The sequence below is a fragment of the Acinetobacter sp. F9 genome (genome assembly GCF_019195275.1).
In the GTDB taxonomy this organism is placed as follows: Bacteria; Pseudomonadota; Gammaproteobacteria; order Pseudomonadales; family Moraxellaceae; genus Acinetobacter; species Acinetobacter pseudolwoffii.
Genome location: NZ_CP078068.1, coordinates 2,393,116 through 2,408,150, shown reverse-complemented (window position 1 = coordinate 2,408,150; position 15,035 = coordinate 2,393,116). Strand labels below are relative to the sequence as shown.

At 45.0% G+C, this 15,035-nt stretch carries 18 protein-coding genes; 15 read left to right on the top strand and 3 right to left on the bottom strand.

The genetic code is table 11. The annotated features are described in order from the left end of the window. The first annotated feature begins 74 nt into the window (after window positions 1-74). From metX to rdgB, 4 genes are all read left to right on the top strand, one after another. Window positions 75-1,235 carry a homoserine O-succinyltransferase MetX gene (gene metX / locus KT990_RS11520; protein WP_218208807.1) on the top strand — a complete coding sequence of 387 codons (1,161 nt, stop codon included), beginning with the start codon at window positions 75-77 and terminating at the stop codon, window positions 1,233-1,235. After that, window positions 1,235-1,828 (top strand): methionine biosynthesis protein MetW, encoded by a 594-nt coding sequence (gene metW, locus KT990_RS11515; protein ID WP_004278415.1) that lies wholly within the window; start codon window positions 1,235-1,237, stop codon window positions 1,826-1,828. The genes metX and metW overlap by 1 nt, the downstream gene beginning before the upstream one ends. After that, window positions 1,825-2,415, top strand: a complete 591-nt coding sequence (locus KT990_RS11510; RefSeq protein ID WP_213686425.1) for a tetratricopeptide repeat protein — start codon at window positions 1,825-1,827, stop codon at window positions 2,413-2,415. Before metW ends, KT990_RS11510 begins: the two co-directional genes overlap by 4 nt. A gap of 104 nt (window positions 2,416-2,519) precedes the next feature. Next, the gene (gene rdgB, locus KT990_RS11505) at window positions 2,520-3,146 is read left to right on the top strand and encodes an RdgB/HAM1 family non-canonical purine NTP pyrophosphatase (RefSeq protein WP_005245951.1); all 627 of its coding nucleotides are present in this window, start codon (window positions 2,520-2,522) and stop codon (window positions 3,144-3,146) included. Window positions 3,147-3,316: 170 nt separating this feature from the next. Here rdgB and KT990_RS11500 read toward each other — a convergent pair whose 3' ends face one another. Continuing rightward, window positions 3,317-4,198 carry a permease gene (locus tag KT990_RS11500; RefSeq protein WP_218208806.1) on the bottom strand — a complete coding sequence of 294 codons (882 nt, stop codon included), beginning with the start codon at window positions 4,196-4,198 and terminating at the stop codon, window positions 3,317-3,319. A gap of 185 nt (window positions 4,199-4,383) precedes the next feature. Between KT990_RS11500 and tatA the strand changes: the two genes are divergently transcribed. The 4 genes from tatA (at window position 4,384) to KT990_RS11480 (ending at window position 8,228) form a co-directional block, all read left to right on the top strand. Continuing rightward, window positions 4,384-4,602, top strand: coding sequence for a Sec-independent protein translocase subunit TatA (gene tatA / locus KT990_RS11495; RefSeq protein ID WP_005245949.1), 219 nt, complete (start codon window positions 4,384-4,386; stop codon window positions 4,600-4,602). Window positions 4,603-4,611: 9 nt separating this feature from the next. Then, window positions 4,612-5,034: a Sec-independent protein translocase protein TatB gene (gene tatB / locus KT990_RS11490; protein WP_129716361.1), complete on the top strand. Its 423-nt coding sequence runs from the start codon at window positions 4,612-4,614 to the stop codon at window positions 5,032-5,034. Then, on the top strand, window positions 5,031-5,807 hold the full coding sequence (gene tatC / locus KT990_RS11485) for a twin-arginine translocase subunit TatC (protein ID WP_218208805.1): 777 nt from the start codon (window positions 5,031-5,033) through the stop codon (window positions 5,805-5,807). The genes tatB and tatC overlap by 4 nt, the downstream gene beginning before the upstream one ends. Window positions 5,808-5,999: 192 nt before the next feature. Then, entirely contained in the window at window positions 6,000-8,228 is a 2,229-nt protein-coding gene (locus KT990_RS11480; protein WP_180075914.1) for a PhoX family protein, read from the top strand. Between the two features lie 56 nt (window positions 8,229-8,284). On the opposite strand, the gene KT990_RS11475 is transcribed toward KT990_RS11480, so the two are convergent. Continuing rightward, the gene (locus KT990_RS11475) at window positions 8,285-9,064 is read right to left on the bottom strand and encodes an NRDE family protein (protein ID WP_218208804.1); all 780 of its coding nucleotides are present in this window, start codon (window positions 9,062-9,064) and stop codon (window positions 8,285-8,287) included. A gap of 93 nt (window positions 9,065-9,157) precedes the next feature. On the opposite strand from KT990_RS11475, the gene lgt reads away from it, so the two are divergent. The 3 genes from lgt to KT990_RS11460 all read left to right on the top strand — a co-directional run bounded on the left by lgt (window position 9,158) and on the right by KT990_RS11460 (window position 10,829). Next, on the top strand, window positions 9,158-9,967 hold the full coding sequence (lgt, locus tag KT990_RS11470; protein ID WP_218208803.1) for a prolipoprotein diacylglyceryl transferase: 810 nt from the start codon (window positions 9,158-9,160) through the stop codon (window positions 9,965-9,967). 90 nt (window positions 9,968-10,057) lie between these two features. Next, window positions 10,058-10,450, top strand: a complete 393-nt coding sequence (locus KT990_RS11465) for a hypothetical protein (RefSeq protein ID WP_005095547.1) — start codon at window positions 10,058-10,060, stop codon at window positions 10,448-10,450. Continuing rightward, window positions 10,443-10,829, top strand: a complete 387-nt coding sequence (locus KT990_RS11460; RefSeq protein WP_218208802.1) for a hypothetical protein — start codon at window positions 10,443-10,445, stop codon at window positions 10,827-10,829. Before KT990_RS11465 ends, KT990_RS11460 begins: the two co-directional genes overlap by 8 nt. 18 nt (window positions 10,830-10,847) lie before the next feature. On the opposite strand, the gene KT990_RS11455 is transcribed toward KT990_RS11460, so the two are convergent. Beyond that, window positions 10,848-11,363 (bottom strand): hypothetical protein, encoded by a 516-nt coding sequence (locus KT990_RS11455; RefSeq protein ID WP_005095543.1) that lies wholly within the window; start codon window positions 11,361-11,363, stop codon window positions 10,848-10,850. 406 nt (window positions 11,364-11,769) lie between these two features. On the opposite strand from KT990_RS11455, the gene KT990_RS11450 reads away from it, so the two are divergent. The 4 genes from KT990_RS11450 (at window position 11,770) to KT990_RS11435 (ending at window position 14,968) form a co-directional block, all read left to right on the top strand. Next, complete coding sequence (locus tag KT990_RS11450; protein WP_180049860.1) at window positions 11,770-12,261, top strand: lipocalin family protein; 492 nt, start codon at window positions 11,770-11,772, stop codon at window positions 12,259-12,261. Window positions 12,262-12,442: 181 nt separating this feature from the next. Further along, a complete protein-coding gene (gene thyA / locus KT990_RS11445; RefSeq protein WP_180101285.1) occupies window positions 12,443-13,285 on the top strand; it encodes a thymidylate synthase in 843 nt (280 codons plus the stop codon). Window positions 13,286-13,382: 97 nt separating this feature from the next. Beyond that, window positions 13,383-13,895, top strand: coding sequence for a dihydrofolate reductase (locus KT990_RS11440; protein ID WP_005172777.1), 513 nt, complete (start codon window positions 13,383-13,385; stop codon window positions 13,893-13,895). A 26-nt stretch (window positions 13,896-13,921) separates the two neighbouring features. Further along, on the top strand, window positions 13,922-14,968 hold the full coding sequence (locus tag KT990_RS11435) for a DUF4105 domain-containing protein (RefSeq protein WP_159138511.1): 1,047 nt from the start codon (window positions 13,922-13,924) through the stop codon (window positions 14,966-14,968). Window positions 14,969-15,035 lie beyond the last annotated feature (67 nt).

Here is a 15,035-nt window from a genome sequence, read left to right as displayed (position 1 = left end):
ATGACTTTAGAAGGATATCCGCTAGTGGTATCCTTTTATTATTCATACTCAAGATTTTAAGGCGAATCCTCCCCGTGTCTTTTCCAGCTGACTCAGTGGGCATTGTTGTCCCACAAAAGTTCCAATTTGAAGAGCCGTTAGAGCTTGAATGCGGTCGCATCCTCCCCCGTTTTGAACTGATGGTTGAAACTTACGGTACCTTAAATGCTGACAAGTCGAATGCCATTCTGATTTGTCATGCCCTTTCTGGTCATCATCATGCCGCAGGTTATCATCATGAAGATGATAAAAAGGCCGGCTGGTGGGACGCCTGTATTGGTCCCGGCAAAGCCATTGATACTGCAAAATTCTTTGTGGTTTCACTGAATAATATTGGGGGCTGTAGTGGCTCTACCGGTCCAACCTCACCAAACCCTGAAAATGACAACCGTCCTTATGGCCCGGATTTCCCACTGGTTACGGTCCGCGATTGGGTCAAAACCCAAGCCCTGCTCTCTGATCGTTTAGGGATTGATACTTGGGATGCCATCATTGGTGGTTCACTGGGTGGCATGCAGGCATTGCAATGGTCAGTGGATTATCCAAACCGTTTAAGAAAATGCGTGATTATTGCCAGCGCGCCAAAGCTTTCAGCACAAAATATTGCCTTTAACGAAGTGGCACGTCAGTCGATTTTGTCAGACCCAGATTTCCATAATGGCCGTTATCTGGAAAATGACAGCTATCCAAAACGTGGTCTGATTCTGGCGCGTATGGTGGGCCATATTACTTACCTATCCGAAGAGGCCATGAAGCAGAAGTTTGGCCGCGATTTGAAATCAGGTAAATTTATGTATGGTTTCGATGTCGAATTTCAGGTCGAAAGCTATTTGCGTTATCAGGGTGAGCAGTTCAGCCGTAACTTTGATGCCAATACCTATCTGATCATGACCAAGGCACTGGATTATTTTGATCCGTCGCGTGAATATGAACAGTCGCTCAAAAAAGCCATGGCCAATACCCAGTGCAAGTTCCTGGTGGTGTCATTCACCACTGACTGGCGTTTTACCCCTGCCCGCTCACAGGAAATCGTGGATGCCTTGATCAGCAATCACAAACCTGTCAGCTATCTGGATATTGATGCGGAACAAGGCCATGACTCCTTCCTGTTCCCGATTCCGCTCTATGTAAAATCTTTGCGTGCATTTCTCGGGGGTGAAGAACACCTGAAAGCAACACCGAAGGAGACCATATAATGCGTATCGATCAACAACTCGCTGAAAAGTGGATCAAGCCCGGTTCTAGCGTACTCGACCTCGGGTGTGGCGACGGTGAACTGCTGGCACAAATGAGTAAAAAGCACGATATTCGTGCATACGGATTAGAAATTGATCAGGAAAAGATTGCAATTGCGGTGAGTCGCGGGTTAAATATCATCCAGCAGGACTTAAACCTCGGTTTAAGCCGTTTTGCCGACCAGTCTTTTGACAATGTGGTCATGGCACAAGCTTTGCAGGCTGTAGATGCACCTGACGTATTATTGCGTGATATGGTGCGTGTGGGGAAACAGGCCATTATTACCTTTCCGAACTTTGCACATTGGAAGACCCGGTCTTTCTTGGCAATCAAAGGGAGAATGCCGGTTTCTGAAGCCTTGCCGTATATGTGGTATAACACCCCGAATATCCACTTATGTACATTTCGTGATTTTGAAGCACTTTGTGCGGAAAATAATATCAAAATTATTAATCGACTCGCTGTGAACGGGAATCAAGAAGATAGTTTGCTGAGCAAGCATCTCCCTAATCTATTTGGTGAAGTCGCAATTTATCGAGTGAGCGCGCTATGAAAAAATTATTATTAAGTACGACGCTACTGGCGGGACTTTTTGGCATGCAAGCCCATGCAGATTATGTTGCACCTAGTCCATCTGTTGCCAGTCAAGCGGCTCAGTATTCCATCATGGATATCAACAGTCTGACCAAAGCAGCGAAAGCTGGTCAGGCCGGTGCACAGTTTTATTTGGCCACCAAATACCAGTATGGTAAAGATATTCAAAAAGATGAACGACAGGCCTTTGCCTGGTATAAAGCTGCTGCGGATCAAGGTCTGGCAGTTGCACAGCTGAATGTTGGCCGTATGCTGGCCGATGGCATTGGCACCAGAAAAGATGAAGCGCTGGCACGTCAGTATTTTGAAAAAGCGGCTAGCCGTGGCGATAACCGTGCCAGCTTTAACCTGGCAATGATGGAAGAGAAAAAGAAAAACTATATGGGCGCTTACCAGTGGTATGAACTTTCTACCCGTGATGGCATGCTCGACAATAAGGTGATTACCCTTTCTGAAGGCAAGAAAACTGCCTTGGCGGCGAATTTAACCCAAGAGCAGATCCGTCAGGCGCGTGATCGTGCCGACAGATGGATTCAGGCACAATAAGCTGAATGGTATAAATAGCACCTTCGGGTGCTTTTTTATTGCCGCAAATTCTTCATCCATTGCTAAAATAGCGCCCATTCTTTATCTAATAATGAGTTTTTGACATGGCTGCAACTGACTGGTTATCCCAAGGCACACTGGTATTGGCAAGTAATAACAAAGGTAAAATTGCCGAGTTTGAAAAACTGTTTGCCGAGCTACAACTGCCGGTTGAAGTCGTGGCCCAGGGCAAGTTGAATATCGAAGATGCGATCGAAGATGGTCTAAGCTTTGTCGAAAATGCGATTATTAAGGCTCGCCATGCTTCTAAAATTTCCGGAAAACCTGCTATTGCAGATGATTCAGGCATTTGTGTGCCAGTTCTTGGCGGCGCTCCCGGCATTTACTCGGCTCGTTATTCCGGTGAGCATGGCAACGATGCCGCCAATAATGAAAAACTGCTGGCCGATCTCAAACCCTTACGCCAAGATGGTGAAGTGATTGAGGGCATGTTTGTTTGCGTACTGGCACTGGTTCAACATGCCGAAGATCCCTTACCGCAAGTCTTTCAGGGTATCTGGCACGGGGAAATTCTGGAAGCTGCGCGTGGTGAAAATGGTTTTGGCTATGACCCCTTGTTCTGGTTACCGGAACTCGGAATTTCTAGTGCAGAAATGAGTAAGGAAGAGAAAAATAAAATCAGTCATCGTGGACAGGCGATGCAGTTGTTTAAGAAGAGTTTGGAGAAGTAAGTTCCTCCTCTCCCCCCAGCCCTCTCCCTTTGGGAGAGGGCTGGGGGGAGAGATTTTTAAAATACACCTCTCCCTAACCCTCTCCTTTAAGGAGAGGGAAAATCATTCTTCTAAAGCTTTTACATCCTCTCTAACTCTCGCCCTAAGGGCAAGAGGACCTTTTTATGTTTTTATAATCTTGGCATCAACGCATGCATGATTACCCCATATAGAGCAATCAAGATCGCACTGGCCAAAGTTCCCGAAGCAATATATTTGGCGGAATGGCCCGTTCCCTGATAATGGGTTTCCAGCGCTACAATATTGGCTGCAGGAGGCAATAAAAAGAACATCAGCATTACAGCATAAGTCAGCGTCTGCTGCGGAATAGGTAAATAATAATAGGCGACAACACACAGCAAAACCGCAAACAGTCCTCTATAAAAAATCAGTTGCAGACTACACATTAAATCGAAGCGGCTGATCCGCACATTACTTAGCCACATCCCCAGCACACACATGCCACTAAAAGTGACCAGCACTTTATTGGCTTGATACAGCATCTCCACCCAAGCGACTTGCTGCCAGTGACTCAAATCCCAAAATGATAATAGTGCTGCTACTGACAATGCCACCACTGGCGGTGAGAGCAGGACATTTTTTAAAATATAGCCACTATCTTGTCTGGCTTCACTGACTGCCATCACAGCACAGACATTGCCAAACAAGGAACCACCGATGTACAGCGCCACCACGGTACTGGTCGCTTGCGGGCCAAAAACTGCCAGTGCAAAAGGAATCCCCAGCCATGCCCCATTTAAATAACTCAGGCATAAGGCACGCAGTTTATTTTTCAAGGTGAAATAAAATAGGGCAAAGAACAGACAGGAACAGAAAAAGCTGAAGGCAATCAGCCACAAACTGCCCTCTTGGTAAAATACCATATTGTAGATAATGAGTACCGGAATCAGGATCCGTGCCAGTAAAGCAGCCAAAAAAGGTCGAATCGGTTTTAAAAATTGCACCCCCCAATAACCAATTAGAAAAGACAGGAGGGGAAGAATCAAGGCCATGACAATGCTGCTGAGATTTCCATATCAGGCTGTATGCTAGCACAGCATACTTTTCATTGAATTATGAAATTTTTATATGAGTAAGCCATTCCCCTGCTGCCGTGTCGGCAAACTGTCATCAAAGCGTCACCGCGCTGTCATACAAGCCTGATGAGATAGGTGCATGAAATATAGAGGATAAAATAATGGCAGGATTATCAATTTGGCATGTGCTGATTTTTGCAATTGTGGTGATTTTATTGTTCGGCACATCCAAACTTAAAAATTTGGGTAAAGACGTCGGCGGCGCGATTAAAGACTTTAAAAAATCAGTCAAAGATGAAGAGGCAGAACAAGCTCAGCTTGCAGAGCCGCGCACCATTGATGCCCAGGTCAAAACTCCTGAACATTCGGTTAAAAGTTAAGAGTTCGCTATGCTCAATATCGGAATGACCGAGCTGCTGATTTTCGGGATTATTGCGCTTTTGGTTCTTGGGCCAGATAAGCTTCCGGAAGCAGTACGTTTTGTCGGAACATGGTACGGCAAGATCAAGCGTATGGTGAGCAATGTTCAGAATGATCTTGATCGTGAATTGCGCCTGTCCGAGCTACGTGAACAGATGCAGGCTGAAATGCAACGGATTCAGGAACTGGAAGCCAAGATGCAGGCACAAGTGGCTGATTTGCAGCAGCCGATTGCAGCTGATCAATTAAAAATAAAACCTCAGTCTGCTCAGCCCTTGCTCAGCTATCAGCCGGTGCAACAGCCCGTATCCTCCGTGTATTTACCTAAGCCTACAGCAATTCAAACCATGATTTCAGAACAACGCTATACAGAAATGAAGGTGGCCGTATGACATCTTTACCGACCACACCAGCCTCGAATGATGCTGCAGCGCTGAACCTTGAACACATGCCGATTACCCAGCATTTGATCATCTTAAGAAAGCATCTGTTTAAAGTGGTTGCGGTCCTGATTGGCCTGTTTTTCTGCTTATTACCCTTTGCTAATCAGACTTATCAATGGTTGTCCGAACCGTTGCGTGCACAGCTACCAGCCAGTTCAACCATGATTGCCACGGATGTCACTGCAACCTTCATGGCACCTTTTAAGCTGAACTTCTTTGTCGCGCTGATGATCGCGATGCCGTTTATCCTGTATCAGCTTTGGACCTTTATTAAGCCTGCGCTATATGCCAAAGAAAAGAGCCTGGCCTTGCCGCTTCTGATCGGTAGTATCGTGCTGTTTTATACTGGCATCAGCTTTGCCTACTTTGTGGCATTGCCCTCGATTCTGCATTTTTTTATCAGTGTTTCGCCTGAAACCGTAGCCCCGATGACCGACATCAACAGTTATCTCAGCTTCTGTTTAAAGCTGTTTCTGGTCTTTGGTTTTACCTTTGAAATTCCTATTATTACCTTGGTTCTGATCTTGATTGGTGCAGTTTCGACACAGACTCTGATCGAGAAACGGCGCTTTATTATTGTGGGTTGCTTCTTTGTAGCAATGTTTGTGACGCCCCCGGATGCCCTGTCGATGATCATGCTGGCTGTCCCGATGTGGCTGCTGTTTGAACTGGGTTTACTGGCAGGGAAACTGATTGAAAAACGTCGGTTAAAGACTGAATAACAATAACCAGCCAAAACAAAAAAATATCGATTTACTCAGGCAGCTCTTGCTGTCTTTTTGTTTTTAATTTTCAATAAAATACTGATTTATTTAATTTTATTGAAACAATTCTTTCACTTCCCTGTCATTTTTAGCCGTTAATTTACTCATAACCATTTAAAACAACCAAGCACATACTGCTAGGAACAAAATATGACTGATCAAATTGCTTTTAATGATGATTATGACAGCAACACTTCGGGGAACCCAGAATTTCACCAACTGTTTAACCAACAGATGAGTCGTCGCGATTTAATTAAAAAGACGGCTGGTGGTGCAGTAGCATTAACCTTAGCAGCCTCACTTACGGGCTGTAGCGATAATGATGAAGAATCAACTCCGCCAAGCATACCTGCAACACCGAATGAACCAGATTTAACTGCAACACCTAAATCATTAACCTTCAAACCAGTGGATAAAAACACTTTAGAGCAATTTACTGTGGCTGAAGGCTATGATTTTAAAGTCCTACATGCGGTAGGTGATCCTTTACACCCAAGCCTACCTGTATGGGATGAAAACAATATTCCTAGTGGTGTATCCTACGAACGCCGTGTCGGTGACAACCATGATGGTATGACCTTTTTTGGTTTAAATACCAGCAAGCAAAATTTTGATGCGACTGTATCGGACACTGGCTTATTGGTGATGAATCACGAATATTTACAACGTGATGACTTACACCCTCGTGGTAGCATATTTGATCAAGATGATATCACTGAAGATGAAGTAATCCGTGAAGTAAACTCTCATGGTGTCTCTATTGTTGCAATCAACAAAAATCCTGAGACACAAGAAATAACGGTCGATTTAAACTCCCCATTTAACCGCCGTATTACAGCAGCAACTGAAATGGAATACCGTGGCCCTGTACGTGGTAATGCGTTGGTACAAACAGCATTTAGCCCAGATGGTACCAAAACACGTGGCACCATCAACAACTGTGGTAACGGCTATACCCCTTGGGGCACTTATCTCACCACTGAAGAAAACTTCAACCAATATCTCGCACGTCAAAAAGACACCGAAGGCGGGGATGTACGCGATGCCAATACCGAACATGCGTTAAAACGCTATAAAGTCAATAATGGCGCACGTGGTTATAACTGGCAAAGCATTAGCAATCCACAAATCTTTACGCCAGATTATTTCAGCCGTTGGAACACGGTCATCAGCGGTGCATCGGAACAAGACGATTATCGCAACTCGATTAATACTTTTGGTTGGATTGTTGAAATAGATCCGTTTGATAATCGTAGTATGCCAGTAAAACGTACCGCTTTAGGTCGCTTTGCTCATGAAGACTGCCGTGCTAGCCGTGCCATTGCAGGTAAACCACTTGCATTCTATATGGGTGATGATTCACAAGGCGAATACATCTATAAATTTGTCTCAGATACTCCATGGAATCCTACTGATGTCAACGGTGGCTATGCAGCTGGCGACAAATACATGAATAACGGTAAGCTTTATGTTGCTCAATTTGATTTCAATGAAGCAACGGGCGAAGCTAAAGGCCAATGGTTAGAACTCTCTTTGTCTAATCCAAAGATTGCCAACTATGCAGAATACAAATTTGCAGACCGAGCAGATATTTTGGTCAATGCACGTATCGCAGCCGATGCAGCGGGCGCAACTAAAATGGACCGCCCTGAATGGGTTGCGGTAAATCCACATAATGGCGAAGTGTATGTCACATTAACCAATAACTCACAACGCGGTTCAGCACATGTAATTGATGCAGCTAATCCACGCCAATATTCAGATGATGATGATACAACGAACCGCCTACGTGGCAATATTAATGGTCACGTGATTCGCTTCCGTGAAACAGGCGACGATGTTACTGCAACATCATTTACATGGGATATTTTCCTATTTGGTGCCGAAGCAGATTCAATCCCAGGTGTAAACCTTTCTGGCTTGACGGATGCAAATGACTTCTCTAGCCCAGATGGTATGTGGTTTGATGACCGAGGCGTATTATGGTTACAAACTGACGATGGTGCATATACGGATACAACCAACTGCATGATGCTGGCAGCACTTCCTGGTTCAGTGAGCGATGGTTCTGTACAAACCGCAACAGCGGGGACAGGCACACAAAAAACACCTATGGGTGCGAAGCTCGATGACTCGAAGCTACGCCGTTTCTTGGTTGGTCCTGCTGGCTGTGAAATTACAGGGGTCACTATGACACCTGACTACAAAGCCATTTTTGTAAACGTGCAACATCCAGGTGGCACTTGGCCTGCAAACCAAGCTGAACATTTAATCAGTACTGGTCGTGCGTATTCACGTCCACGCTCAGCAACAGTCGTGATTACCCGTAAAGATGGCGGTGTCATTGCAGGTGAGTCGTTAGAAACCCCTAAAGCTTAAACCCTGAAGTGACCTAAAAAATGCCGACATCTGTCGGCATTTTTTATATCCGGTGATTATTTTAGTCTAATTATTTTCTCAATAGTTTGACCTGCGGTTGTACCTTGTTGTGACTTCTCGATCCAGTGCCATTGTCCCTGCTGCATTCTCAAAAAATTTGAGCAGCGGGTGCCATAGGCCGGACTCTGGATAAAAGTCGAAGACAGCAGCTGTTCCATTTCCACGGAGATACCTGTGTCTGGCAGCAGCTCCGGAATCACCTTGCGTTCATCTTCCAGAATATCCCAGACTGCATGACACAAATCTGCTTCTGCGATCTCCTGGTATTGCAGCATCGGTAAAAATTCCTGGGTAAAGCGTTTACGTAAATGGCGGGTCTTGTACCAGTCTTCGCTCATCAGGCCATTCGAAACCACATAGACGCCATGCGCCAGTACTTGTGGTGCTTCACCGCGATTGCTCATATACACCGCCTGATCCTGATCCCCCATAAAAAGATTAAAGCCGGCATAGTCACACTGGCGTTGTTCCAGATCTTGGGCAAATCGGATCGGTGTTAAGTCAGAATCTAAAAAGTTCTGGATGATATGTCCACGTGAAGTCGGATAATGCCCTTTGTCCTGTCCATCACGAAAATTGGTAATCACCGCCCAGCGACCGGAAGCAGTAATCCCCATCCAGGTACCGCCCGACTGTAAATCCTGCCCGGCAATAATCGGACTATTCTCCCATTCATGCAGCTCCTGCGTAGGACGCTGATAGAACTCATCCCGATTTGAAATCAGACATAATGAGCTCTGATCCAGAACCCGCCAAGCCAATGCCACGATACACATAATTTACGCTCTCGATCTTTACACATTGAATGTACAACATTTTTCTTTGCTTTAAGCTAAAATCTGTGCAAAACAGAATCACAAGGAACAGGAATGCTCACCTATCCCAATATTGATCCCGTCGCGATTTCGCTCGGGCCCTTACAAGTCCACTGGTATGGACTGATGTACTTACTGGCATTTTTATTTGCCTGGGGATTGGCGACGTTTCGCGCCAAACAACGTGGCTGGACACCGGATATGGTGTCTGACCTGATTTTCTTCGGTGCACTCGGTGTGATCATCGGTGGCCGTGTCGGTTATGTCTTCTTCTACGGTTTTTCCCAGTTCCTGGCCGATCCTTTATGGCTGTTCCAGATCTGGACCGGTGGTATGAGCTTCCACGGTGGTTTCCTCGGTGTCACTCTGGCCATGTTGTGGTGGTGCCGGAAATACAAGATGACCTGGTTCCAGACCCTGGATTTTATTGCACCCTGCGTACCGACAGGGCTGATGTTTGGCCGGATTGGTAATTTTATTGGCGGTGAATTGTATGGCCGTCAGGTGACCGATCCCAACTTTGCCTGGGGCATGATTTTCCCGACCGATCCTTTGCAGCTGGTGCGTCATCCATCACAACTATATCAGGCGCTGTGTGAAGGCCTGATTCTGTTTATTGTATTGTGGTGGTTCAGTTCCAAGCCGCGTCCACGTATGGCGGTCTCTGCACTGTTCCTGATCGGTTATGGTCTGGCACGCTTCGTGGTCGAGTTCTTCCGTGAGCCGGACAATGGTCAGCTGTTTATTGGCTGGATGAGCAAGGGCCAGTTCCTGAGCCTGCCAATGATCCTGATTGGCTTGTGGATGATGTGGTATGCCTACCAAAAGAAAATCTATGACTGGGGTCCACAGAAAAACAGTTAAAACCAGCTTAATTGAGCGAGGCACAGGCCTCGCTTTTTTATAGCCAAAATATGCTAAAGTGCCGATTATCTTTTCGATTTCTTCATCACTATGCTTGAGTTCTGGTTCAATCCACAGGTGTCTGTTTTAAAAAAACTGTTGATCTTTATTGTGATTGCCGTGACAGCTGCAGTGTTGTACTGGATGGAACCACTGCCCTTGGATGCAATTCTGATGTTTGTCGGTACGGGTGTGATTTTTCTGATTTGTCGTTACTGCAAAATCCACTTTGCCAGCAAAAATCCGACCGGTTTACTGTATAGACTACTGACCTGGATTCCAATTGCCTTATTGATTGCTTTAGTTTTTATGAACATGCAGCAGGGTGAAATCCTGATTCCGGGTGCACAAGGCATTGCTTTTATGGCACTGGCGATTTGCCTGTTTTCACCGCTATCGCTGCTCAATCAGAACTCTCACGATCCAGAGCCGCCACATGCTTGAATTTTGGTATTCCGAACGCTGTCACCGTCAAATCAAACTGATGGTGATTATTGCGACCTGTATTGTCATTTACGCAGCATCAACTGTGGCCCAATTAGGTCCGGTGTTGGTCGCAGTCAGTCTGGGCATTGGAATTGTTGTGCATTTACTGCATCATTTCCGCTTGAAAATCTTGAAGTCCAATCCCTATGCCAATGGTTTTAGCGCCTTAAGCCGGGTCATTCCTATCATTGCACTGATTAACCTGTTTGGTTATTTACCCGAGCAACATCAGCCATGGGCGAAACTTGCCTTGGGTTTGCAATGTCTTGGCTTTGCTGCGATTGGATTGTTTATCGTATCGGTCTATGAAAACCGTGCGAAGCGCTTTGAGGACTGATCACTTCGCAGCATTTTCTTAGAAGTATGTTTCCAGTCGATAGTAACTATAGGTCAGGTTTTTGGTGCGATAGATTGCATGACTATTCTGCTTGAAATCTGACACCCAGGCACTGCCTGAATATGCCGCAATGTGTCCATATTTATGATTTGAAGTACGGTCAATAATATAGATATCACCTTTTTTCGGCCGGTCAAAAGAAGCATTAATTTTCTTATAACCCAGTTGCATCAGGGTATTTCCCCAATCCGCTGCTGCCACGGGATGATTGACAATTTTTGCACCCGAAGATTGCAGACCGACACGAATACTGCGCGCACATTTCTGTGTACTGGTATTTCGGGTAATACCTTGCAGATAACTGGTAAATTTCTCGATATTAATACGCTGACCATTGCCTGCGCCTGAAGCATTACGAACAGTGGCTTTTTGCGTTGGCTTTTTAGGTCTTTGCTCCGATTGGGAACGCACCATGATATTCGCTTGCACAGGAGCATAAACTTCGCTCATGTTCACCTGATGATCATAGATCATGCCTTACCAACCGCTCCTCGCCTGCAACTTAGGCTTTCATATTGTTAACAAGCGGAGGATACTAGCCGGATAAATGTTATTTTTCACATAAAAAATGTAAACAAATTTGTCTATTTTTACAGCATTTAAATTAAGCCTTTCTTTCTACTGTAATTACAAAAATAATCATCTTTATAAAAAATTGTAAAGCAAATAAGACTCAAACAACGAATAAAGTCTGAGCATGCCTGAATAAGCATCCTCTTCGTCTATTTTTTCGGTAATCTGGTACGCACATTTAATGCATTGCAAAGCGCTATTCCAAGATAACATTTCACTACAGGACTACATCATTTTTAGCCGCAAATCTCGTATTAAACTAATTCGGTAGTTTTAATATTGAATTGAGATTAACGGAGAAGAAAAAATGACTCAGGATTTAGCCACTGTTTCAAATTTTAATTTAGAACAATATTTAGGTACCTGGTATGAAATTGCACGTTTGCCAATGAAACACCAGCCCGAAGACAGCACTGATATTTCTGCGGTATATAGCTTGAATGAAAATGGTAAAGTTCGGGTGCAGAACCGCTGTCTGGATGGCGATGGCAAGCTCGATGAAGCCATTGCTGAAGCCAGCATCGTTGATGCAGAACATGCCAAGCTTGAAGTCAGCTTTTTACCCGAAGGCCTGCGTTGGATCCCGTTTACCAAGGGCGATTACTGGGTATTAAAAATCGATCCGGATTATCAGACGGCCCTTGTGGGCGAACCTGGTAAAGAATACTTATGGCTGCTACATCGCGGGACGACTTTAGATGAAGCCACTCAACGTGAATATTTAAGCTATGCAGAATCCTTAGGTTATGATCTGTCCGATCTGATTCACACCGTGCATACTGGCCATAAAACGGCTTAATTTACTGTACAAAGACCTCTATCAGGAGGTCTTTTTTATTCTGGTTTGAGCGATGAAAGCTCATCAAAAAATGCTATGATATGCGCAATTTAAATTGTCCCTTTCGACAGCAAATTATTTTTGAAATAATCTATACTGCTGTTAAAACGGCGATTTTCAACAGATTTAAATAGAGAGACCTATGCGCCAATATCTTGACCTTTTACAACACATTCTCGACAACGGCGGCGATAAAGGCGACCGTACCGGTACAGGGACACGTTCGGTATTTGGTCATCAGATGCGCTTTGATCTTTCCCAAGGTTTCCCTTTACTCACCACCAAAAAAGTTCATTTCCGTTCTATCGTGATTGAATTATTATGGTTTTTAAAAGGCGATACCAACGTTCAATATTTAAAAGAGCATAAAGTTTCGATTTGGGATGAGTGGGCAACCGCCGAACAGACCGCGCGTTTTGGCCGCCCTGAAGGTGAACTGGGGCCAGTTTACGGTCACCAGTGGCGTAATTTTGGTGCCAGCAAAAATGCAGATAATAGCTATAATCAGGATGGTTTTGACCAGATCAAATGGTTGATTAATGAAATTAAAACCAATCCAAATTCGCGCCGTCTGATTGTATCTGGCTGGAACCCGAATGAAGCAGGCCAAGTGGCATTACCGCCTTGCCATACCTTGTTCCAGTTCTTTGTCCACAATGGCAAATTGTCTTGTCAGCTGTATCAGCGTAGCGCCGATGTTTTTCTCGGTGTTCCATTTAATATCGCCAGCTATGCCCTGTTGACACATATGATCGCGCAAGTCTGTGAGCTGGAGGTCGGTGATTTTGTCTGGACCGGTGGCGATACACATTTATATAGCAATCACTTCGAGCAAGCGCAATTACAACTCAGCCGTGAGCCCTTGGGCCTGTGCCACCTTAAATTGAATCCTGAGATCAAAGACCTGTTCGACTTCAAATTTGAAGATATTGAAATTATTGGTTATGAATCACATCCGGGGATTAAGGCACCCGTTGCAGTGTAAATGTTCCCAAACCAAAGAAAATCAAAATCCCACTTTGCTTAAAGTGGGATTTTGCATTTTAATAGGAGCAAATTTTTATTTGTTTTTGAGTGTAGGTATGGCATTTCAGGATTTAGAAGTCGTTCATGTCGTTGCAATGGATCAGCAGCGCTGTATTGGTAAGGACAATGACCTGCCTTGGCATATCTCAGCCGATCTCAAGCATTTTAAAGAAATCACTCAGGGCGGTGTGATTGTCATGGGCCGCAAGACCCTTGAATCGATGGGACGTGCGCTCCCTAAACGCGTGAACTGGGTCATTAGCCGTGATCCTGACTGGTCTTTTCAAGGCACTAAAGTTGCTCATAACATTGAAGATGCGCTTATTCAGGCAGTTACTGATGTGCAAAACTCAGAAAAACCGACGTCTATTTTCATTATTGGTGGCGGTGAAATCTTTAAACAGACCATGGACATTGCCGACCGTCTGGAACTGACCCATGTTGACCTGGATGTAAAAGGTCATGCCTATTATCCTGAAATTCCGGCAAAATTTAAAAAAGTCGCGACCGAGCAACATATTGACGACAAAACCGGGATTGCTTTTGAGTTTGCAACCTACAGAAAATAAAGCCTATTTCTCATGAAAAAGTGACTATGCAGGGACGCGAATATATTTCCAAGCACTGGAGTCTGTGGCTGCTGGGTAGCCTGTTTACCCTCTTTGTCATTCTGTCGAGTCTGTGGCTCAGCCTGATGCTCTGGGTTCAGCAACCTCTCGGCAAGATTGGCAGCTTGATCCTGATTGGTGTTTGGTTAACGTTTTCCCTGTTGGTACTCGGGATCTACTTCACCCGGCACCTGATCTCGCGTAAAGTCGATAGCATTCTATATCTTCTGGTCTTTCTGTTTTGTCTGCTGGGCTATTTTAGTCTGCAAGCGCGTCAGGATCGGGAGTGGAATCCTGAAGTGGCTCAGTTGTTGCACTATGAACAACAAGGCGATCAGGTCACCCTGCACAATATCCGGAACTTTGACTGGCAAGCTGATGGTCGTTATATCGAACGTTGGGAAAGCCGCAGTTTTGACCTGAACCAGATTAGCGGGGTGAATATCATTACCTCCTACTGGATGGGTCCGAAAATTGCCCACACGTTGGTCAGCTTCGATTTTGCCAATCAAAAACCTCTCACTTTCTCGATTGAAATCCGCAAGGAAAAACATGAAGAGTTTTCTGCAATTGGTGGGTTTTTCCGTAAATATGAATTGAGTCTGGTGGCATCGGACGAAAAAGATATTGTGTATACGCGTAGTAATATTCGCGGGGAGCAGGTGTATTTCTTTCCGGTAAATATGCCACAAGCTCAGGCCAAAGCCTTATTCAAAGAATATCTGGCCCAGACCGATGAATTGGCCAGAGAACCCAAGTGGTATAACACCCTGACCAGTAATTGCACCACTCTAGTCTTTGATATGGTTCAGGCAGTATCGCAACAACAATTGCCTTCAGATTATCGACTGTTAGCGTCCGGCTATTTACCGAATTATCTCTATGATCTGAAAGTGCTGGATCAATCCTGGGATATGCACACCTGGTACCAACGGGCGCATGTGAATCCACGAGTCAAACAGAGCGCCGATCTGTCCAGCCAGGAATATTCGCAGCGACTTCGTCAAGGCCTGCCTGCACCTCAGACGCATTAACTGGCGTTTTATTACTGTAAATAAAGATACAAAACCGACTGGAACCCGGATCATTTTTTTGTTTATA

Coding starts and splice junctions, on each gene's coding strand:
- rdgB (WP_005245951.1), top strand. CDS start 2,520: ATGGCTGCAACTGACTGGTTATCCCAAGGCACACTGGTATTGGCAAGT.
- KT990_RS11450 (WP_180049860.1), top strand. CDS start 11,770: ATGACTCAGGATTTAGCCACTGTTTCAAATTTTAATTTAGAACAATAT.
- KT990_RS11510 (WP_213686425.1), top strand. CDS start 1,825: ATGAAAAAATTATTATTAAGTACGACGCTACTGGCGGGACTTTTTGGC.
- KT990_RS11440 (WP_005172777.1), top strand. CDS start 13,383: ATGGCATTTCAGGATTTAGAAGTCGTTCATGTCGTTGCAATGGATCAG.
- tatA (WP_005245949.1), top strand. CDS start 4,384: ATGGCAGGATTATCAATTTGGCATGTGCTGATTTTTGCAATTGTGGTG.
- KT990_RS11475 (WP_218208804.1), bottom strand. CDS start 9,064: ATGTGTATCGTGGCATTGGCTTGGCGGGTTCTGGATCAGAGCTCATTA.
- KT990_RS11465 (WP_005095547.1), top strand. CDS start 10,058: ATGCTTGAGTTCTGGTTCAATCCACAGGTGTCTGTTTTAAAAAAACTG.
- tatC (WP_218208805.1), top strand. CDS start 5,031: ATGACATCTTTACCGACCACACCAGCCTCGAATGATGCTGCAGCGCTG.
- thyA (WP_180101285.1), top strand. CDS start 12,443: ATGCGCCAATATCTTGACCTTTTACAACACATTCTCGACAACGGCGGC.
- KT990_RS11460 (WP_218208802.1), top strand. CDS start 10,443: ATGCTTGAATTTTGGTATTCCGAACGCTGTCACCGTCAAATCAAACTG.
- KT990_RS11455 (WP_005095543.1), bottom strand. CDS start 11,363: ATGATCTATGATCATCAGGTGAACATGAGCGAAGTTTATGCTCCTGTG.
- lgt (WP_218208803.1), top strand. CDS start 9,158: ATGCTCACCTATCCCAATATTGATCCCGTCGCGATTTCGCTCGGGCCC.
- tatB (WP_129716361.1), top strand. CDS start 4,612: ATGCTCAATATCGGAATGACCGAGCTGCTGATTTTCGGGATTATTGCG.
- metW (WP_004278415.1), top strand. CDS start 1,235: ATGCGTATCGATCAACAACTCGCTGAAAAGTGGATCAAGCCCGGTTCT.
- KT990_RS11435 (WP_159138511.1), top strand. CDS start 13,922: ATGCAGGGACGCGAATATATTTCCAAGCACTGGAGTCTGTGGCTGCTG.
- KT990_RS11480 (WP_180075914.1), top strand. CDS start 6,000: ATGACTGATCAAATTGCTTTTAATGATGATTATGACAGCAACACTTCG.
- KT990_RS11500 (WP_218208806.1), bottom strand. CDS start 4,198: ATGGCCTTGATTCTTCCCCTCCTGTCTTTTCTAATTGGTTATTGGGGG.